Raw genomic sequence first — 20,773 nt, forward strand, 5'->3', positions numbered from 1 at the left:
TCACAAATCTAAAATTATCAGAAGAAATCTTATGAAAAGAATAATGTTTTTATTGGCTATGTTGATGTGTTTTGGTGGCTTTCTAAAGGCTCAGACTCAACCTGTTCCATGGACTCCCAATCAGGTAATGGCTCCGGACATTTTAGCTGCTAAAATTGTAAAAAAGCAAACCAAAAATATTCTGATTCTTTCCGTAGGTCCTTCTGCTGTAGTGAAGGGTTCTGTAGATATGGGAATGGCCAATGATCCTCAGAATCTTGAAAAGCTGCAGGATTATGTAAGAAAACTAGATAAAAATAAAGAAATTGTAATCTATTGCGGCTGCTGTCCATACGACAGATGCCCGAATATCCGTCCTGCTTTCAATGCTCTGGTGGAAATGGGCTTTAAAAATGTGAAAATTCTGGATCTGCCTAAAAACGTAAAAACCAACTGGATCGATCACGATTATCCAACCAATGATTAATATGCTGAAAAAGTTATTTTTATCAGGGATTCTGTTTCTTTCTGCCTTTATTTACGCACAACATTTAAAACTGAATGATGAAGCTCCTGAAATTCATCTGAAAACTTTTCAGGGAACTGATTTTAAGCTGAGCTCTCTGAAAGGAAAGATCGTCTTGCTCGATTTTTGGGCAACATGGTGTGCTCCATGTGTTCAAGAGCAACCCTTCTTAAAAACTATTTATGTTGAAAATGAAAAAGCTGTGAGTGCGGGACGCTTTGAAATAGTGGGAGTTTCTTTGGATAAATCTAAAGACAGCTGGAAAAAGATTATTGACCGGGAAAATATAAACTGGCCTCAAATAAGTGACCTGCAGTTCTGGAAAAGTCCGGTTGCCAAAACGTACGGAATCGAAGAGCTACCATATAATCTTGTACTGGATAAATCCGGAAAGATTATTGCGATGAATATTCATGGAGAAGAGCTGAAAACTTTGATCACAAACGAATTGAAAAAAGAATTTGATTAATAATCATTAAAAAATATTTTATTCATTAAAAGCTTTGTAAGTCGTCTTGCAAAGTTTTTTATTTAATTATTGACTATGTTTTATAATAACGCTGTTTGCGATATTTATATTGGAAAAAGTGCAGGAGCAAAACTTTTGCAGGACATTAGAAATGCCAAAAGAAATGTTAAAATAGTATCTCCCTATCTTTCTCCTTCTTTGATCAAGGAGTTGATTTTTCTGCATAACAAAGGAATTAATATAAGTCTTATTACCAGTGATGAGATAGAAGACTTTTACGGCTATGACAAGAATATTAATAAATTGATTGTCCAGAAAAGGCATGTCGATGAAAAAGCAAAACAGTCCAGAGATCATTTAATTAGTCTTTCAGCAACATTACTTTTTGTGATAATAGGTTTGGCAATAATTTTAGTGCCATTAATTTTTCTTTTAAAAGAATGGAAGTTTAGTTATGGCTTTATCCTTGTCGTTTTGTTATTTTTTGTGAGGGATTTTGTGGTAAGACAGATTAAAAATAAACGGATTTATCATTATACTTATAAACAGTTATTTCCGTTTAAAGTTTTTATCTCTCCCAATCATGGAAACTCTTTCAATAAAACCTTTATTCACAGTAAAATTTATGTGATTGATGACGAAATCGCCTATATGGGTTCTTTGAATTTTACGGGAAAAGGAATAAAAGATAACCATGAGACCCGAATCAGAACTACTGATCCCCATGCTGTTGCAAAGATCGTGGAAGAAGTAAATGAGATTTTTTTTAATTCTAATTTAGCCGAAAGAGATCTTCAGTTTTGGGGAAGCCAGCTGTATCCGGAGCCGATTAATTAATCACAGCGTTTATTTTTTGCCATAAAACCTCATCAAAATCCGAGCGGGCAAAATTCATATTATCTGCTGATTTACCCATTCTTATAATAACCAGCTTCTTACTGGGAACAACATAGATTTTCTGATCATTCTTTCCTAAAGCACAAAACAGATCATCCGGTGCGCTTGGAATGAGCTTTCCATTAAATTGAAATTGCGTCTGTGGAAGATGATAGCTTGCTTTTCCGTTAAGCCACCACAAATACCCGTAGGAGAGGTTTAGATTTTGAGAAGTGCTGGTTGCATCCTGAAAATATTGAGGATTAATTATTTGTGTTCCATTCCAGTTTCCTTTATTAAGAGCCATTAATCCAAAACGGGCCATGCTTCTTGTATTGCTCCAATATACACTGTTATTACCACTCTGAATCCAGCTCCCGGTCATTCCGATTTTATCCCGAAGTTTTGTATTGAAATACTGTGTCCAGCTTTGTCCGGTAGCTGCAGCGACAACATCCTGCAGTTTTACATACACATTATGATAGGCCCATCTTGTGCCTGCATCGGCTTTGTATTGAAGATTAGAAGGAGCTATATCATTTCCCATACTGTCATCTAATCCGGAAGTCATTGTTAACAGATTTTTACAGGTAATAAGATTTTCTTTTGCTAAAGGCTCGCTTGTCCAGCCAGTTCCGATATAGTCTGAAACTTTATTATTGATATTTAAAAAACCTTCCTGCTCGGCAATTCCTGTAACGGTTGAGGTCAATGTTTTTCCTGCACTTGCCCAATACCAAGGCATTCTGGAAGTATGACCTCCAAAATAATTTTCCATTACAATTCTTCCGTTCTGAAGAATCATAAAACTTCTTGAATTTTTAGTCTGCAAATAATCCAGTAAATCCTGAACTTTATCCTGATGCCATCCTAAACCCGCAATAGATTTTGTTTCCCAGGTATCACTATTAAAAGGAGGGAAGTACATGGCTTCTTTTACTGTAGGTATTTGCTTAGGAATTTTATGCGCTGTCAATTTCACAGAGGAGCTGCATATTATCAGTACAAAGCATACAATAGAAGTAGAAAATAATCTCTTTATTTTCATGTGAAATTAGTTTAAATTCTATTTTTAGATCAATACAATTTAAATTAGTTAAACATTTAAAATAAAACCATAATTAATTTAGCTATTCAAGATTTAACAGGTATGAGATAAATTTCAAAGATTACTTCACCAAAAGGTAAATTCCGACACCAATACTTGCATAGGCAATAACAGTGAGGATATCAGCGATGGGCTGTGAAAATCGTTTTTCAGCAATTCTTTCGGGATTGATCTGGTTCTTATGGAATTTCAGGATTTTTTTAGGACTATGAACGGGGTGTACGATCAGACTGTCTCGTTCCCATCGGTCAACGATTACCTTATAGGTCTTGCCGTAAACATCAATTTTAACATTTTTATTGGGAGCAAGTTTCTGCTGAATATTAATTGGAACAGGTGCCTGTTGTGGACTCTGAGGTGCTGAGCTTTTTGTTTGCGCAGAATTAGTATTGGCAAGAGCTGCACTCTTTTTAACGTCTTGTTTATTGTCGACTGTTGCGTCTGCTGGTTTCTTAACCTGATAAGTATAGCAACTCACAAGACAAAATAATATGATGATAAGGTAAAAATTCTTTTGCATTAGCCAAATTTAAGAATTAAACGGAATATTCAGTATTTTCTTTTGGAATATTCTGTTTTTAATAAAATTATGCAGTACAATAAATTATTTTTTATGAGATTCAATAAAATTAACCATTTCATCATTCAATTGGTTGATATATGCTTTATCAGTGGTTCCAAAACCATGAACGCCATCTTTAACAATAATCAAATCGGTTTCAATATTTTGTTTTTTAAGTTTTCTGACTAATCTTTTGGAATGATTAATCGGTGCAACCTTGTCTTTATTTCCGTGAAGAATAAAAGTGGGAACACCATTTTCAACATCATTAATGGGAGAAACGGTTTCCAGATAATCTACAGCTTTTCTTTTTTCAGTCTTGATATCGTATCCTGAAATTCCGAAGACTAATTTTTGCCTGATTTCCACAATCGGTTTAAAAAATAATCCCACAATAGCCACCGGAATTTTACCTAATCTTGTATGTAAAAGCTTGTTTAGATCTGTAGGACCAAAATTACTTACCACATAATTCACCTTACCTGAATATTGAGAAAGTTCTGGGTTTCCAATATACTCATTATCGTTTGTGTAGGCAGCAAGCATCGACAAATGAGCACCTGAAGAAGCTCCGAAATAACCAATATTGTTCGCGTCAAAATTATATTTTTCAGCATTTTTCCTAACCCATCTCACGACATCTTTTGTATCCTGAACCGGCAACGGAAAATGTACCGTTTCACTTACCAAAGTATAATCAATGCTGATAACAGCATAATTTTTTTCAACCAGTTTTAAAATAAAGCTTTCAATATAACTGTCGGCTCTTACTATTTTATCCCCTTTTGCCCAGGCTCCGCCATGAACGTAGATGACTACAGGAAGCTTCCCTGCTGCTGGATTTTTAGGTTCGTAAATGTCTAATTTTATAGGATTTCTTGAAGCGTCATTTTTATAGGGAATATCCTCTATAAGAGTTGTTTTTTCGGGAAGAATAATGCTTTTGGGAGTTTGTGTTTCAATCGGAGCCTGAGAATAGCCCATATTGAATAAGCTTAAACATAAAATAAAAAACAGGTTTAAAGAAAACCTGTAGATTGTATTGTGATTCAATGAGTTCATAGAATATTTTTTAGAAGTGGTTATTTTACTAACTCCTCAAAAAGTTTACCAAAAGTCTTTTCCAGGTCTTTAGATTTTCCTTAATTTAAATTGATTTTATTTTTTTATATTAATTTATATCTTTTACCGTCTTTTCATATTGGCGTTTAATAAAATTAAGTTTAGAGAGGAAGTCTGCTGTATCTAAAAAGTAGGAAGGATAGGCTTTTTTCAGGTTGTCTAAAGAAGTTGTGGAAACTAAAACTGCCTGAAGATTACTGCCATTTTGAATTCTTTCTTCGACCTTTGAGTATTCATTATTAGCCTCTTCAATTTTTATTTTTGAAAAACTACTTACGATCACAGATTTTGAATCTAAATCAAGAACTATTAAATGGAAGATTCCTTTTGTTTCACCTTTATGTATCGCATTTGCAGCAATCCTAAAACCTTGAAAGCGATCTCTAACATTTAATCTGAGAGCTTCACTCGTTACTAATTTAAAAGTTTCAATTTTATCCAAATTTTTATATGCTGGTATCAATTCGCAATTTTCAATATGAGCAAAAGCTGATGATGTTAAAGCAAAAAACTCTAACCATTCTTTGGGGCCTTCACTTGATTTTAAAGAATGTTTTAAAAAAGTTCCCATGGTTTCAACTGATGTAGCCCAAATATGCTGCAATTTTGTCCTAATTTGGAGCTCCAAATGAAGACCATTATATTCTGGAGCAATTGGATTTTCATATTTATAAATTAGGTGAATTCCTCTATATCCTGATTCTTTAGGTTCTTTAATATAATCTTTTTCATTGACCAGACAATGAAGAAAGCTACTTTCTTTATAATCTTTAGTCAGGTCATAAACATTTTCTATATCCGACAAAACAGCTCTTAATCCACCAATATCTTGCATTCGAGATAACTGCATGCCTTTAAATCTTGTTAATTTGTGAATTATTGAAGGAGCTCGTTTTAATCTTTGTGAGATTAAAGCATATGTGTCAAATTTTTTGACTTTTCTTCTTAAAGTTGCTTGAAAAGTATTCATAGGATAAAGATGTATACCTCGAAAGTTGTTTAAAACAGTTTCAGCCCAATCTAATTCATTTTTTTGTAATGAAGTAATTAAATAATCACCAGCAAGATTAATTTTTTTATTTGAAAATTCTTTTTTTATAAATGACATGTTTTATTAGATTTATTTCACTAATTCCCCAAATAATCTTTTAAAAGTTTTTTCCAGATCTTTAGATTTTCCCGGATGAGGTCTGGAAGTCTGCACAACAGAACTTCTTACTGCCGTTAACCATCGGAAACGCTCAGGAATTTCAAGCTGTGCAATAGGTCCGCCATCTTTATCTCCATTCGCAATTTTCTTAAAACTTTCAAGGTTTTGAATGATATCATCATAATCCAGTTTGCTTTGCATTAACCTGAATTTATCGGGACATAAATAAAAATCCACCTTGATAAACTTCTCTTTTTTAGAAAACATGACAAGTCCTATGTTGAAAAACTCTTCTCTTTCAACCTTAGGAACCAGACGTATTACTGCGTATTCGTAAATTTTATCCTCTTGCATTTTTGGCTTCGTTTAAAAAGATTTCAGAATTTTCTAATCGTGTTTTCAGGAAGTTGAAGTAAATTTCCCGAATTTCCTCCGGAGTTTCGTCTGCATCATTCCAATGTAACCAGTCTTCAGGGATCAGGTTAACAAGTTCTCTGAAGATAGTGTCGTTCAAAACTTCTTTCGCGAATTGATCGGCTTCGTCAAGCAGTTTTGCCTGTGGAAGCAAAACATGGTCTTTCACATATTTGAAAGGAGTTTTAGCCGCAGCATCAAAATTCTGCCACGAATGATGAAAATAGAAAGAAGCCCCGTTATCAATCACCCATAATTCTTTATGCCACATCAGAAGATTGGTGTTTTTAAAAGTACGGTCAATATTGGTGATAAAAGCATCCAGCCAGACGATTTTTGAAGCCAGAAGAGGATCAACTTTCACACTTGAATCATAAGCAATAGAGCCTGAAAGATAATGCAAGCCAAGATTCAATCCTTCTGAAAATTTCAACAGATCCTGAATTTCTTCATCAGCTTCAGTTCTTCCGAAATCTACATCAAGATTCACAAATACAAGCTCAGGAATTTTTAAGCCTAATACTTCAGTAATCTTTCCTCCCAATAATTCAGAAATCAGCATCTTGACTCCATGACCTGCACCACGGAATTTTAAAACATATTTAAAATCATCATCAGCTTCTGCCAGAGCAGGAAGAGAACCTCCCTCCCGAAGCGGCAGAATGTATCGCATTACGGTTACCGTTCTTAAATCCAACATGCAGCAAAAATAAGGTTTTCCTTTGTGTTTATTTCTATTTTTAATATTTTTAGATCAGCTAACTATTAAAAATGTATGGTATGTCATTCTGAGTATCACCAAAAGTTGGTGAACTTATCTCGCCGAATTGGCAAAAGCTACATTTCAAACAAAAATAAAATATGCAGATCACAAACGAACAAAATATTATCCTTTCCAATCCTGAAACCAGAGATTTTCTCGCAGATGCTTATTATCCAGAAACAAATGAAAAGCTACCATTAGTTATTTTTGTTCATGGGTATAAAGGCTATAAAGACTGGGGAGCATGGAATATAATGGCGGAAAAACTGGCAGAAGCTGGTGTTTTCTTTGTTAAATTTAATTTTTCTCACAACGGAACCACTGTAGATGACCCTCGTAATTTTGGTGATCTGGAAGCATTTGGAAATAATAATTATTCTAAAGAACTTTCGGATTTAGGAGTGGTAATAGATTATTTTATTCGGCATGAAAAAGTGGATGATCAGAAGTTGATTCTGATAGGACATAGCAGAGGAGGAGGAATTTCCATAATTAAGACTTTTGAGGATGAAAGAATCAATGGATTAATAACATTAGCTAGTGTGGATACATTAGATCGTTTTCCTAAAAATGGTGCATTTAAAAAATGGGAAGAAGCCGGGGTTTTCTACGTGCTAAACGGAAGAACGAAGCAGGAGATGCCTCATTATTACCAGTTTTATGAAGATTTTAAGAAGGACGAAATGCGTTTTGATGTGGAAAGGGCAACCGAAATGGCAAAAGCACATATGTTAATCATTCACGGAACCAGTGATGAAAGTGTGAATGTAAAAAATGCGGAACACCTTCATATTTTAAATCCCAATTCTGAATTGTTTTTAATTGAAGAAGCCAATCATACCTTTGGCGCAAAAGAACCGTGGGAGGAAAATGACTTGCCAAGAGACTTACATAAAGTAGTAGAAAAGTCTATTGAATTTATTAATAATAAATTTGTAATTGAATAAAAAAGGAGTGAATACTTTCACTCCTTTTGTCTTTTTTAATGGTTCTAAAGGGAAATATTTAATTTATTTAATTAAAATCTTCCATGCTTCTTCAATATTGTTTTCCAGCAAAAGTTGCTGTGCATTCTGGTGGATCTTTTCATCGGAATGATATTCTCCGGAAGGTAAAACTTCAACGTTTGCTAACATTCCTAAATCATTTCCGGTAAAGACCTTGCTCAATTTTATTTCATCCGGAAGAAGATCGAAGCCAATTCCTTTAGTGACTAATGGTTTTGGAACTTCAAAAAGATTATTTTCATTATTTCTGGAATACCAGTTTCCGCCTAAACGGGCAACCATATCCAGTTTTTTCTGATCAAGATTTCCTTCCTCATTCAGATATTCTTCTCTGATATGGATTTTCTGAACTTCACAAATAACCAGATTTCCTGCACCGCCTTGGTCACCCAAAGATTTTACCTCTAAAACCTTGCACTCAAAGTTTACAGGACATTCTTCGATTAATTTTGGTTGTACCAACTCAGCGCCTTTCATGGTTAAACCTGATTTGATGAATTCATTCACACCGTCACCATATTCTGTAGATGCCAGAGAAATCTGCTGGACAATTGGAAAATTTACCGTTCCGATGACTACTTCAGGAACGTCTAAAACGTTTTCTAAAGTATGTTTCGTTGTATTATCCCGAACTCTTCTGGAAGGTGAAAAAATCAGAATTGGAGGAACTGTACTGAACATATTGAAAAAACTGAAAGGAGACAGATTGATGTTGCCATTCTTATCAACAGTGGAAGCCAATGCAATCGGTCGTGGTGATACGGCAGTCTGCATGATGGTTTGTAGCTGTACCGGAGTTATTTCGGATGGAATTACTGTTTTCATATCTTGTTCTAACACTTCATTAAACTTAAGTGTTTAAATGTATAGTAAAAAAGATGCTTCGGTTTCTCAGCATGACATCGCTACAAATAGACTGCTAAAACATTATGTTTATCACAGTTAGTATTAGGAATGTCATGCTGAGCTTGTCGAAGCATCTCAATTATTTATTTAAAAATTATAATTAAATTGCTGGAATAATTTTACCACTCACTTCACCGAAACCAACTCTTACGCCATCTTTTTCAGCCCAGGCTTTCATGGTTACCGTATCATTATCGTCGATGAATTTTCTTTCCTGTCCGTTGTTTAATTGGATTGGATTTTGTCCTCTCCATGTTAATTCAAGCATTGAACCGAAAGATTTCGGATCGCTTCCGGAAATCGTTCCACTTGCGTATAAATCACCAACTTCTACATTACAGCCATTTACGGTGTGATGAGCCAATTGCTGAGTCATATTCCAGTACATATGTTTGTAATTACTTTCACTGATTAGATTTTGATCACCATTTTCAGGCTGAATATAGACTTCAAGGTTGATGTCGTAATTTTTATCTCCTTCAAATTTCAGATAATCCAACACTTCAGGATCCTGAACCGGAGAAGTTGTTCTGAACGGCTCCAAAGCTTCTAAAGTAACCACCCATGGAGAAATTGACGAACCGAAATTTTTAGCTAAAAATGGTCCCAACGGAACATATTCCCAAGACTGGATATCTCTTGCAGACCAGTCATTGAAAACCACCATTCCGAAAATGGCATCTTCAGCTTCTTTGGTAGAAATACTTTCGCCCATCTCTGTGTTTTTATTGATGATAAATGCCATTTCCAGTTCGAAATCCAGCTGCTTGCAAGGCCCGAAAACTGGTTTTTCTACATCTGCAGGTTTCATCTGACCTTTCGGACGATTGATCTCAGTGCCCGAAACGACAATAGAAGAAGCTCTACCATGGTATCCTACAGGAAGATGCTTCCAGTTGGGTAGTAAAGCATTGGTAGGATCTCTGAACATTTTTCCAACATTGGTTGCATGTTCTATGCTGCTGTAAAAATCTGTATAGTTCGGAATGTGAACCGGCATCATCATTTTTACTTTATCCAGATCATAGAATGCTGCTTCGATAGTTTTCTGATCTTTTGACAACGTAGAGCCTTCCAATAATAATTCCTGAATTTTCAAACGAACGGCATTGGTAATGGGTTTTCCAAGCTCAATAAATTCGTTTAGGGTATAAGCTTCAAAAACATTATCATCAAGACCTTCAATCTCTTCGAAATAGGCAAGATCATATAATGTTGCAAGATCAATTACCTGATCGCCGATTCTGGTACAGCAGCCGATATATTCTTTATTGAATACGGCTACACCAAAAGGAATATTATGAATTGAGAAGTCTGAATTTGACGAATATTCTACAAATGATTTCATAAGTTTAGGATTAAATAAGAATTTAAGAATGAATTTTCCCGAATTCCAGGTTGTTATTTTTTTGAATAAGATTCTTCATCGATCCATCGGTCTTTGGTATTGACATCAATAAGGTATAGAATATCCTTTTGCTTGGTCAATAACAAGGTTTTAGTCACAGGAATCGGAACTTTTTGATTTTCCAGCATGTCGGCGCGTAAGGAAATGATATTTTTTCTGCTTCTTACCATATCGCCGGAAAAAACATTTGAGCTGCTTTCTCCTGTCGCTTTATCATCAAAAACTTCTACATAAGTCACTTTGTTGCCTTTGATCACAATAAAATCTCTTTCCGTATGATCTTCCGCGTCTTTAATGAAAACGAATTTTTTATTATCTATACTTACGTCTCCAAGATGCTGATTAATACCTTTCCTTTCTTCAAGTTGGGTAAGAATTTCGTTTGCAGTTCCGTATTGAGCTTTTACACTTACCAGTGTTGACAGTAATGAAAGGCCGATGAGAATTTTTTTCATATAAGGTGTTTTATAAAAAAGTTTTGTCAAGATCGAATCCTGACAAAACTTGGTATTGTATTTAAAATTAAAGATTTCCTCTTCTTTCCTGCTCTCTCTCCAAAGCTTCGAATAATGCTTTAAAGTTACCCGCACCGAAACTTTGAGCTCCATGTCTTTCAATGATTTCAAAGAACAGGGTAGGGCGGTCTTCTACAGGTTTAGTAAAGATTTGCAGTAAATATCCTTCTTCATCATGATCAATAAGAATCCCTAATTCCTGAAGTTTTTTAAGATCTTCGTCGATGTGGCCTACTCTTTCAGGAACCATGTCATAATAGGCTTCTGGTGGAGCAGAAAGGAATTCTACACCACGTTTTTTCAATTCAGTTACCGTGTGGATGATATCTTTTGTAGCCACTGCAATGTGTTGTACTCCTTCACCTTCATAGAAATCAAGGTATTCTTCCACCTGAGATTTCTTTTTACCTTCCGCTGGTTCGTTGATCGGGAATTTTGCATATCCGTTTCCGTTTGACATTACTTTAGACATCAAAGCAGAATATTCTGTGTTGATTTGTTTGTCATCAAAAGAAAGGATGTTCACAAATCCCATTACTTTTTCGTACCACTCAACCGTTGGAAGCATTCTGTCCCAGTCAACGTTTCCTACACAGTGGTCTACGTACAATAATCCGGCATCTTCCGGGTTGTAAGCACTTTCCAATTTTTCATAACCAGGCATGAAAGGACCTGTATAATTTTTTCTTTCTACAAACATGTGAACAGTTTCTCCGTAAGTATAGATTCCGGACATTCTTACTTCACCGTTTTCATCTGTCAAAGTTACAGGCTCTAAATATGGTTTTCCACCTCTTTTAGTAGTTTCTTCGAAAGCTTTGTAGGCGTCATCTACCCAAAGTGCCAAAACTTTTACTCCATCCCCATGTTTTTTTACGTGTTCATTGATCGGAGAATCTGATTTTAATCCTGTAGTAAGAACCAATCTGATTTTTCCCTGTTGCAGAACATAAGAAGCACGATCTCTTACTCCTGTTTCAGGACCAGCGTAAGCTACAGACTGGAAACCAAAAGCGGTTTTGTAATAATGAGCAGCCTGTTTAGCATTTCCTACATAAAACTCAATGTAATCCGTACCGTTAATCGGTAAAAAATTCTCTGCTTGAGCAATTTTTTCGGCAAATGTAAGTGTTGACATATTTTCTATTTTTACTTTTATTTATAGTGTGCAAATTACGAAATTCCCTGAAATATTTAAAACCGAAGCAAACAACCGTTAGTTAAAGTTTTAATAAAATGTTCGGGAGTTGTTTAAAATGCAAAAAGCACTCTTGTAAAAGATTATTTAGAGTTCAATTTAATGTTTAAATCTTTCGAAAGCGGCTCTTTCCAGCATTTCCCGATCATCAGGATGCGCAATGCTGATCAGTTCCTGAGCTCTTTGTCGTAAGTTTTTCCCGTATAGATAAGCCGTTCCATATTCAGTAACCACGTAATGAATGTGACCTCTCGTTGTAACAACTCCGGCTCCCTGTTTCAGATAAGGAACAATTCTGGAAATTCCCTTTTTAGTTCTTGAAGTAATGGCAATAATAGGTTTTCCGTCTTCACTTAATGCCGCTCCTCTCATAAAATCCATTTGTCCGCCGATTCCGCTGTACTGCATGGTTCCTATAGAATCTGCACAAACCTGGCCCGTAAGATCTATTTCGATGGCAGAATTAATAGCCACCATTTTTTTGTTTCTCATGATATTAATTGGAAAATTCACAGTACTTACATCATCAAATGAAAAAACCGTATTGTCATCTACATAATCGTATAATTTTCTTGTTCCGAAACAAAAGCTGGTAATCGTTTTATTGTCATTATAGCCTTTGTATTTATTGTTGATGACATCATTTTGGATCAAATCAATCACTCCGTCACTCAACATTTCAGTATGAATACCCAGATCTTTATGATTTCCTAGGCATTTTAAAACCGCATCAGGAATTGTTCCTATTCCCATTTGCAGCGTAGACTTATCTTCAATCAGTTCTGCCACATTTTTCCCGACTTCCATTTCTTCAGGCCCCACTTTTGAACCATAATCCACTGTCGGAAGCTCTTCTTCATGCCATACCAGTTTATGAATTCTGTTTACATGGATCATTCCGTCACCGTGAGTTCTGGGCATCAACGGATTGACGATTGCCACAATGGTTTTTGCGGTGTCTACAGCGGCTCTCGCAATATCTACTGATGTTCCTAAAGTACAAAAGCCATGTTTATCCGGGGGAGAAACCGTGATCATAGCTACATCCAAAGGCAGAATATTTTTTCTGAATAAAATAGGAATTTCACTTAAAAAGACAGGTACAAAATCTCCACGATCAGAATTTACGGCACCTCGCACCGGCGTTGAAACGAAAAGAGAATTGATGAAAAAGCTGTCTTTATATTCCGGTTTTGCAATTTCAACATTTCCCTGTTGGGTAATCGAAACCATTTCCACATTGGAAAGGCGGTGAGATTGTCTTGCCAGTTCGTCAATTAAATGATTGGGGGTACATGCACTTCCGTGAAAAAATACCCTGTTTCCGCTTTTTACGGTATATACAGCTTCTTCGGCACTTATATAGTTGTACATAATAGTAATATTTTATGATGTTGTTGAATGATTTATTGTGAATTAAAAAGTACGCTTTTTTCAAAGATAATTCATATCATTTTTACTTGGCTTAAATTTTACGGACTGGTCACGAGACTTTTATCATGTTGAATAAAATTAATAAAAAACAGGCAAACAAAAAAGACCAAGTGTGTTACACCTAGTCTTTTATATTTTATTTTAAAACTAATTAATTTAAAACTTCTGTGGCAGTTTCCTTCTTCATGCTTCCCGTTTGTGAGAACCTTAAATGCCAGCTGAAAGATTCTTCCAGAAGATGTGGAGTATGTCCTCCTCTTTCACAGGCGCGGTCAAAATAAGACTGCAGTTCTTCTTTATAATCCGGATGAACACAATTATCAATGATCTTCTGGGCTCTTTCTCTCGGAGCGAGTCCACGTAAATCGGCTAAACCTATATCGGTTACCAGAATATCAACATCGTGTTCTGTGTGATCGGTATGAGAAACCATTGGCAGAACGTGTGAAATTTTATTTTCTTTAGAAGCAGCCTGAGTTACGAAAATACTTAAGTAAGCATTTCTGGCAAAGTCACCCGAACCACCAATACCGTTCATGATTTTTGTTCCTCCGATATGCGTAGAATTTACATTTCCGTAAATATCAAATTCTATAGCCGTATTGATGGCAATTACACCCAGTCTTCTGATCAGTCCCGGTGTATTGGAGATATTTTGAGGTCTTAAAACAAATTTCTCTCTGTATTTTCCAAGATTTCCAAACACCCGGTCATAGCAGTCTTTAGAAACCGTTACTGAAGATGCTGAAGCAAAACTTAATTTTCCTGCATCAATCAGATCAAAAGTACTGTCCTGTAATACTTCTGAAAACATGGTTAAATCATAAAAGTTACTGTCTTTAAACCCAGTAAGAACCGCATTGGCTACTTTACCGATTCCTGCCTGAAGAGGAAGAAGTCTGTCTGTAAGTCTGCCTAAACGAACTTCATTTTCAAAAAACTCAATGATATGTTTTGCAATGGCTGTTGTTTTTGTATCTGGTTCAGCAATATCGGCAGGGCTGTCTTTAAGATTGGTAAAAACAATCGCTTCAATTTTTTCAGGATCTACCGGAATACTTTTTCTTCCGATTTTATTCCATGGTGCAACAATAGGAATTACATTTCTGTACGGATAATCTTCCGCCTGATAAATATCGTGAATTCCGTATACTTCTTCGGGAACTTCTGTATTGATCTCAATGATTATTTTTTTAGCCAAAGCAGCAAAAGTTACCGAATTTCCTACGGAGGTTGTCGGGACAATACTTCCGTCTCTTTCAATATAAGCAGCTTCAATTACGGCAACATCAATGTTTTGTAAATTTTTGGTGTGAAGAAGCTCTGCACTTTCACTTAAATGCTGATCGATGAAAAGAATTTCACCTTTGTTGATTTTATTTCTGAGAATAGGGTCTACCTGAAACGGCATCCTTTTTTTTACGACATTGGCTTCTGCGAGCTTTCCGTCTGTTCCGTGTCCTAAAGAGGCCCCGGTCATTAAGGTAATTTTCAGATCTTCGGTTTTGCCTTTTTCAGCCAGTGCAGCTAAAATAGCCTTGCTGTCTCCGGCTTTTGTAAAACCGCTGGATCCTACTACCATGCCATCTTTAATGATATTGACGGCATTTTCTACTGTGGTTACTTTCTTGTGTAGACTTTCTAGTCTGATTCTTTCTAACATTTACTCTTTATTTGATTTTATCCACCCATTATTCCATGTTGTAGTATAAAATAAAGGATGATAAAATGTTAATCCTAATCTTACAAATTTACAAAAAAAAGATGCTTTAAACAGTTGTTTAAGGCATCTTTTATATTTATTTCATAATTCTTTTTATAACCTTTAAAAAAGGAAATTTTTATTCCTCCAGCCAGGAAGTTTTGTATGAAGGGTCTTCCACTTTCAAAGCTTCCTCCGTAAGTTTTAACGGGCGGAAAGGATCTACCATTACTGCGTATTCTTCTGTGAATTTTTTACCGATACTTCTTTCCATTGCTCCAGGATGAGGCCCGTGTACAATTCCTCCTGGGTGAAGCGTAAAGTCCATTAAATCAATATGATTACGGCTCATGAAATCACCTTCTGTATAGAATAATACCTCATCAGAATCAATGTTGGAATGATTATAAGGTGCGGGAATTGCCTGCGGATGATAATCGTACATTCTGGCGCAGAACGAACACACAACAAAATTATGCGCTTCAAACGTCTGGTGAACTGGAGGCGGTTGGTGAATTCTTCCCGTAATCGGTTCAAAGTTTTTAATATTGAATTTATAAGGATAAAAATATCCGTCCCAACCTACTACATCAAACGGATGCGTTGCGTAGATGAAATCCGTGATCTGATTTTCCTTTTTTACTTTAATTAAAAATTCCCCCTTTTCGTCTTTTGGCTCAACAAAAGTAGGAGTGATGATATCTCTTTCGCAAAACGGAGAATGTTCCAACAATTGGCCAAATTCATTTCTGTATCTCTTCGGAGTATAAATCGGAGAATGGCTTTCTACCACAAAGAAAACGGTGTCGTCAGAATGCAGTTCAACCTGATAAATGGTTCCTCTTGGGATAATTAAGTAATCACCAACAGAAAATTCAAGGTTTCCAACAAAAGTTTTTAAAATCCCGCTTCCGCTGTGAGCGTATAAAAGCTCATCACATTCAGCATTTTTATAGAAATAATCCATCGATTTTCTTGGCTTCGACAATCCCATTTTCAGGTCATTGTTTACCATCAAAAACTTACGGCTGTCCAAGAAATCGTTTTCAGGAGTTACATTCATTCCTTTAAACATTCTTGGAGTTACGTTTTTCTCAACTGCGATTTTCGGTGCTACATCTTTCGGTTCGCCAATCGATTTGATCTGAGTCGGACGGTGAATGTGGTACAATAATGAAGAAATTCCATGAAAACCTTCGGTTCCGAAAAGCTGTTCATAGTAAAATTTATCTTCAGGAGATTTGAAAATCGTATGCCTTTTTTGTGGGATATTTCCCGACTGATGATATCTCATTTTACTTTTATATGTTGACTCTCAAATTTAATACTTTTTCATGAATCCGATTTAATATTATTTTTCATACATAGTTTTGTGATTGAAAAATAATTGTTAGCTTTGTCTAACAATTTTAATTTCATGAAGCAAATATTATTTTCTGCCCTTTTTTTTTCCGGTTATTGCTTTTCACAAGAAGCTGATAGTTTGCATATAAAACCATCAGAGAAAATGGATTCAGTTAAAATCTCAGACAGAAAAATCAAGACGAAGGACATTGATGATGTAGTGATTACCGGAACTATAAAACCAATAAGTAAGTCTAAAAGTCCGGTGGCTGTGGAAATTTATTCTCAAAAGTTTTTCCAGAAAAATCCTACGCCAAGTATTTTTGAAGCCATTTCTATGGTAAATGGAGTAAAGCCACAGCTAAACTGTTCGGTTTGTAATACAGGAGATATCCACATCAACGGATTAGAAGGTCCTTATACAATGATTTTAATTGACGGAATGCCAATTGTAAGTTCCCTTTCAACAGTTTACGGACTGAGTGGAATTCCCAACAGTTTAGTGGATAGAATTGAAGTTGTAAAAGGTCCTGCTTCTTCTATTTACGGCTCTGAAGCCATGGGAGGAGTTATTAATATCATTACAAAAAACGCTCTAACCGCTCCGAAATTAAGTGTAGACTTAATGACAACGACCTGGAGTGAAAATAATCTTGATCTTTCCACAAAATTTAATCTGGGTAAAAATGTAGCTTCATTATTAAGTTTAAATTATTTCAACTTTGAGAAAAGATTTGATTACAATAAAGATAATTTCACAGATGCAGCCCTACAAAACAGGATTTCTGTTTTTAATAAATGGAATTTTCAAAGAAAAGAAAACCGACTGGCGAGTTTTGCCCTGAGATATTTATATGAGGACCGTTTTGGAGGAGAAATGCAATGGAATAAATCGTATCGTGGAAGTGATGAGGTTTATGGAGAAAGTATTTATACGAATAGAGTAGAAGCTTTTGGGGTTTATCAGTGGCCGATGAAGGAAAATATAATCACTCAGTTTTCTTACAATTTTCATGATCAGAATTCCTTTTATGGAACCAATCCTTTTGTAGCGACACAGAAAGTAGCTTTTACACAAACTTATTGGGATAAAAAATTGGGAAACCATGATTTGATCTTGGGGGTGACTTTCAAGAAAACGTATTATGATGATAACACACCGGGAACGCTTTCTTCAGACGGTGTAACTAATGAGCCAATGAAATCACCGATTTTTGGAGCTTTTATTCAGGATCAATGGGAAATAAATGAAAAGAATACGCTGTTGTTAGGATACAGATTTGATTATGATAAAATCCATCATGCTGTACATTCACCACGTTTTGCCTGGAAGTTTTCTCCCAATCCTTACCATACATTGAGGCTCAACTTTGGGACGGGTTTCCGTGTGGTGAATTTATTTACGGAAGATCATGCTGCTTTGACAGGATCGCGTGAAGTTGTGATTAAATCAGATTTAAAGCCTGAAAAATCAATCAACGGAAATTTGAATTATGTCTGGAAAATTTCTGTTGGAGATAAGTTAATCAATCTGGATGCTTCAGCTTTTTATACTTATTTCAGTAATAAAATTGTCGGTGATTTTGATACTGATCCTGAGAAAATCATTTACGATAATCTTCACGGTTATGGAATTTCCAGAGGCGCTTCTCTGAATGTAGATTATACTTTTAATTTTCCTTTGAACATCAATTTGGGAGTCACTTATCTGGATGTGTATCAGAAATTTGACGGTGAAAATGAAAAATCCCAACAGCTTCATGCCCCAAAATGGAGTGGAACGTATAATTTGAGCTATAAATTCAGAAATAATTTAACCATAGATTTTACAGGGCAGTTCTACGGACCGATGAGGTTACCAGTTTTGCCGAATGATTACCGCCCTGAATATTCTCCGTTTTATTCTTTGGCAAATATTCAGGTTTCGAAGAGTTTCAAATCTGGATTTGAGGTGTATTGCGGAATTAAAAATCTGTTCAATTTCACTCCGAAAAATCCTTTGATGCGACCGTTTGATCCGTTTGATAAAAATGTTGATGACCCGATCAGTAATCCTTATCATTATACTTTTGATACGACTTACGGATACGCTCCGATGCAGAAAATACGAGGATTCTTGGGAGTAAAATATACTTTAAAATAATTAAAGTGTTGAAGATTTTAACGCAAAGATTGATATTATAAAATTAAAGAAAATTAAAACTTTGCGTTTAAAATAGTATTTCCAAAATCATAAAATTAAAACGAATAAAGTGAAATTTTCAGCAATATTTTTATTTTTAATGTTGGTGCCCTGTTTTTGTCTCTCGCAGATGAAGACGGGCACTTTTTCGGAATTGGAAATTCAGCAGAAAGAAAATCCAAAGCCGATTATTATTCATATGTACACAAGTTGGTGTTCAGTTTGTAAAATCGAATCTTTTCAATTGAATAAGGATAAACAGTTGGTTCAACTGATCAATAAGAATTTTTACCTGATTAGTTTTAATCCGGAAAAAATGAAAGAAAAGATCAGCTTTCAGGGAAGAGAGTTTAATTACTTACCCAATGGAAATTCAGGAATTCATGAATTGGCTTTAGCGTTATCAAAAAATAAAAACCAGCCTGTATATCCGTTGTGGATTATTTTAGATCAAAATCAGCGTTTGATAGAATATCATGAAGGTTTATTTAACCCGGAAGAAATGAAACGCAAACTTGAAAATATTTTAAATTTTTAATCCCCACAGATTATATAAAAAAACTGCGGGAAGATTTTGTTATTATTTTTCAGCATCAATCAATATGGCTAATTGGATGCAGGGTTCTTCAGAACGGTTACTCCATGCATGATTGGTTCCTCTTTGGATCACAATATCTCCGGCTTTAAGCAGTGTTTCTCCTTCTTCCATTATTAAATATAATTCTCCGGAGAGAATAATGATATAATCCAATGTCTGCGTCTTATGCATCATCGGGTGAGGCTTTCCTGCTTCTATTTCAACGCCTAAATCTTTATCCGGTGGAATAGAAACGTAACGGAAATAAGTTCCGTTTTTCGGAGTCTGCGGATATCCTGTGTTGGGAATTGGAGTTTCAAAATCTAAACTTGCAGGCATTTGCTGGGTATTCCAAAGATCAGAAATGATTAAGTCCGGAAAATGTTCTATGGCATTTTTTACCGTTTCATCTTCTATGATTACAGATTTTCCATCTTTAATTCCTGTTACAATTCTTCTAGGTATTTTATTCATGAGTCATAATTAATTTATTGCCTTGGGTCTGATAGTTTTTTAGCAGAGAATGTACTGTCAGTACAGTTTCCTTAGAAAGACTTCCTACGGTTCTGTAATTGGGAGGAGTGATATTTCCGTTTTCTATCAGTCTGGAAATCTCTTCTAAGCCTTTTTTATAGTATTGATAATCATTGTTCATCGAATAGGAATAATTTGAAATATTCATGATCACGGTTCCTTTATTGAAAAGCATTTCATAGGCATCTTTTGTAATAAAAGCTGTAACATTCACATAGGTTCCGTTGATTTTTAAAATATCTGCAGTAATCTCGGATATATAGTTTCCGACAAGATCGACTCCAAAGTCAAAAGGTTGATTGTTATTGGCTTTTAAAAGATTCATTCTAAGATTTTCTTCTTTGTAATTAACAATCTGATGATCTTCTAAACCAATTTCCATTAAAATATCCCTGTTTTCTTTACTACCTGCTGTTGCAACAATATTTTTAAAACCATTTGCAACGAATAGCTTAGTCAAAAAAGATCCGACTCCGCCTGCAGCGCCTGTAATAAGAATTGTGTCTTTTGGGTTTATATTTAATCTTTTAAAAATTTGAAGTGCAGTTAATCCGACAGATGGAATAGCAGCAGCTTGTTCGAAAGATATATTTTGAGGCTTTAGAGCAACAATTGCTGCTGGAACAGCAATAAATTCAGCATATGTTCCATTACTTCCCATTGAGCCGCTTCCGCAAAATACTTCATCACCTATTTGAAATCCTGAAACATGATCTCCTTTTTCAGCAATAACCCCGGAAAGTTCACGACCCAAAATCAGTGAGCTGATTAATTTTCTTTCCAGCTCATTTTCCAACATTTGATAATCAATCGGATTGAAACCACTGGCTTTAATCTGAATTAAAACTTCATTATCCTTAATGGAAGGCTTTTCAGTAAAACCGTCTTCGAGTTGGAAGTTTTCGTTTAAAATAACAGCTTTCATAACGTTAATTTGAGACAAATGTAAAAATAGAATAGTTTATATTTGCTACTAGTTAACTAGTGGTAACTAGTA

21 protein-coding genes are annotated in these 20,773 nt (G+C 35.3%); 6 read left to right on the forward strand and 15 right to left on the reverse strand.

Annotation, left to right across the window (positions count from 1 at the left end; genetic code table 11):
• Positions 1-31 precede the first annotated feature (31 nt).
• The 3 genes from P0Y62_17920 to P0Y62_17930 all read left to right on the forward strand — a co-directional run bounded on the left by P0Y62_17920 (position 32) and on the right by P0Y62_17930 (position 1,811).
• On the forward strand, positions 32-466 hold the full coding sequence (locus P0Y62_17920) for a rhodanese-like domain-containing protein (GenBank protein WEK69679.1): 435 nt from the start codon (positions 32-34) through the stop codon (positions 464-466).
• A gap of 1 nt (position 467) precedes the next feature.
• Positions 468-974 (forward strand): TlpA disulfide reductase family protein, encoded by a 507-nt coding sequence (locus P0Y62_17925; protein WEK69680.1) that lies wholly within the window; start codon positions 468-470, stop codon positions 972-974.
• A gap of 75 nt (positions 975-1,049) precedes the next feature.
• Positions 1,050-1,811, forward strand: a complete 762-nt coding sequence (locus tag P0Y62_17930) for a phospholipase D-like domain-containing protein (protein WEK69681.1) — start codon at positions 1,050-1,052, stop codon at positions 1,809-1,811.
• Here the strand turns inward: P0Y62_17930 and P0Y62_17935 are convergent.
• The 6 genes from P0Y62_17935 to P0Y62_17960 all read right to left on the reverse strand — a co-directional run bounded on the left by P0Y62_17935 (position 1,804) and on the right by P0Y62_17960 (position 6,906).
• Complete coding sequence (locus tag P0Y62_17935; GenBank protein WEK69682.1) at positions 1,804-2,898, reverse strand: serine hydrolase; 1,095 nt, start codon at positions 2,896-2,898, stop codon at positions 1,804-1,806. The two genes, P0Y62_17930 and P0Y62_17935, sit on opposite strands and share 8 nt — an antisense overlap.
• A 121-nt stretch (positions 2,899-3,019) precedes the next feature.
• A complete protein-coding gene (locus P0Y62_17940) occupies positions 3,020-3,478 on the reverse strand; it encodes a hypothetical protein (protein WEK69683.1) in 459 nt (152 codons plus the stop codon).
• Between the two features lie 84 nt (positions 3,479-3,562).
• Positions 3,563-4,582 (reverse strand): alpha/beta hydrolase, encoded by a 1,020-nt coding sequence (locus tag P0Y62_17945; protein ID WEK69684.1) that lies wholly within the window; start codon positions 4,580-4,582, stop codon positions 3,563-3,565.
• 109 nt (positions 4,583-4,691) lie between these two features.
• Positions 4,692-5,750, reverse strand: coding sequence for a RelA/SpoT domain-containing protein (locus tag P0Y62_17950; protein ID WEK69685.1), 1,059 nt, complete (start codon positions 5,748-5,750; stop codon positions 4,692-4,694).
• 12 nt (positions 5,751-5,762) lie between these two features.
• Positions 5,763-6,146, reverse strand: a complete 384-nt coding sequence (locus P0Y62_17955; GenBank protein WEK69686.1) for a DUF3037 domain-containing protein — start codon at positions 6,144-6,146, stop codon at positions 5,763-5,765.
• Positions 6,133-6,906 (reverse strand): aminotransferase class I and II, encoded by a 774-nt coding sequence (locus P0Y62_17960; GenBank protein WEK69687.1) that lies wholly within the window; start codon positions 6,904-6,906, stop codon positions 6,133-6,135. Before P0Y62_17960 ends, P0Y62_17955 begins: the two co-directional genes overlap by 14 nt.
• Positions 6,907-7,067: 161 nt before the next feature.
• Between P0Y62_17960 and P0Y62_17965 the strand changes: the two genes are divergently transcribed.
• Entirely contained in the window at positions 7,068-7,916 is an 849-nt protein-coding gene (locus P0Y62_17965) for a prolyl oligopeptidase family serine peptidase (protein WEK69688.1), read from the forward strand.
• 63 nt (positions 7,917-7,979) lie between these two features.
• Here the strand turns inward: P0Y62_17965 and P0Y62_17970 are convergent, their stop codons facing one another.
• The 7 genes from P0Y62_17970 to P0Y62_18000 all read right to left on the reverse strand — a co-directional run bounded on the left by P0Y62_17970 (position 7,980) and on the right by P0Y62_18000 (position 16,433).
• Positions 7,980-8,801, reverse strand: coding sequence for a flavin reductase family protein (locus P0Y62_17970; protein ID WEK69689.1), 822 nt, complete (start codon positions 8,799-8,801; stop codon positions 7,980-7,982).
• 181 nt (positions 8,802-8,982) lie between these two features.
• Positions 8,983-10,230 carry a fumarylacetoacetase gene (gene fahA, locus P0Y62_17975; protein ID WEK69690.1) on the reverse strand — a complete coding sequence of 416 codons (1,248 nt, stop codon included), beginning with the start codon at positions 10,228-10,230 and terminating at the stop codon, positions 8,983-8,985.
• Between the two features lie 53 nt (positions 10,231-10,283).
• Positions 10,284-10,745, reverse strand: coding sequence for a hypothetical protein (locus P0Y62_17980; protein ID WEK69691.1), 462 nt, complete (start codon positions 10,743-10,745; stop codon positions 10,284-10,286).
• Positions 10,746-10,812: 67 nt separating this feature from the next.
• Complete coding sequence (hppD, locus tag P0Y62_17985) at positions 10,813-11,943, reverse strand: 4-hydroxyphenylpyruvate dioxygenase (GenBank protein ID WEK69692.1); 1,131 nt, start codon at positions 11,941-11,943, stop codon at positions 10,813-10,815.
• A 159-nt stretch (positions 11,944-12,102) separates the two neighbouring features.
• The gene (locus P0Y62_17990) at positions 12,103-13,377 is read right to left on the reverse strand and encodes an acetyl-CoA hydrolase/transferase C-terminal domain-containing protein (GenBank protein WEK69693.1); all 1,275 of its coding nucleotides are present in this window, start codon (positions 13,375-13,377) and stop codon (positions 12,103-12,105) included.
• 211 nt (positions 13,378-13,588) lie between these two features.
• Complete coding sequence (locus P0Y62_17995) at positions 13,589-15,100, reverse strand: succinate CoA transferase (GenBank protein ID WEK69694.1); 1,512 nt, start codon at positions 15,098-15,100, stop codon at positions 13,589-13,591.
• A gap of 178 nt (positions 15,101-15,278) precedes the next feature.
• Entirely contained in the window at positions 15,279-16,433 is a 1,155-nt protein-coding gene (locus P0Y62_18000) for a homogentisate 1,2-dioxygenase (GenBank protein WEK69695.1), read from the reverse strand.
• 213 nt (positions 16,434-16,646) lie between these two features.
• Here P0Y62_18000 and P0Y62_18005 point away from each other — a divergent pair, with 213 nt between their 5' ends.
• Positions 16,647-18,626: a TonB-dependent receptor gene (locus P0Y62_18005; protein ID WEK69696.1), complete on the forward strand. Its 1,980-nt coding sequence runs from the start codon at positions 16,647-16,649 to the stop codon at positions 18,624-18,626.
• Between the two features lie 139 nt (positions 18,627-18,765).
• Complete coding sequence (locus P0Y62_18010) at positions 18,766-19,203, forward strand: redoxin domain-containing protein (GenBank protein WEK71826.1); 438 nt, start codon at positions 18,766-18,768, stop codon at positions 19,201-19,203.
• 42 nt (positions 19,204-19,245) lie between these two features.
• On the opposite strand, the gene P0Y62_18015 is transcribed toward P0Y62_18010, so the two are convergent.
• Both P0Y62_18015 and P0Y62_18020 read right to left on the reverse strand, forming a co-directional pair.
• The gene (locus P0Y62_18015) at positions 19,246-19,716 is read right to left on the reverse strand and encodes a cupin domain-containing protein (GenBank protein ID WEK69697.1); all 471 of its coding nucleotides are present in this window, start codon (positions 19,714-19,716) and stop codon (positions 19,246-19,248) included.
• The gene (locus P0Y62_18020) at positions 19,709-20,701 is read right to left on the reverse strand and encodes an NADP-dependent oxidoreductase (GenBank protein ID WEK69698.1); all 993 of its coding nucleotides are present in this window, start codon (positions 20,699-20,701) and stop codon (positions 19,709-19,711) included. Before P0Y62_18020 ends, P0Y62_18015 begins: the two co-directional genes overlap by 8 nt.
• Between the last annotated feature and the right edge of the window lie 72 nt (positions 20,702-20,773).

The organism is Candidatus Chryseobacterium colombiense, from assembly GCA_029203185.1.
GTDB lineage: Bacteria > Bacteroidota > Bacteroidia > Flavobacteriales > Weeksellaceae > Chryseobacterium > Chryseobacterium colombiense.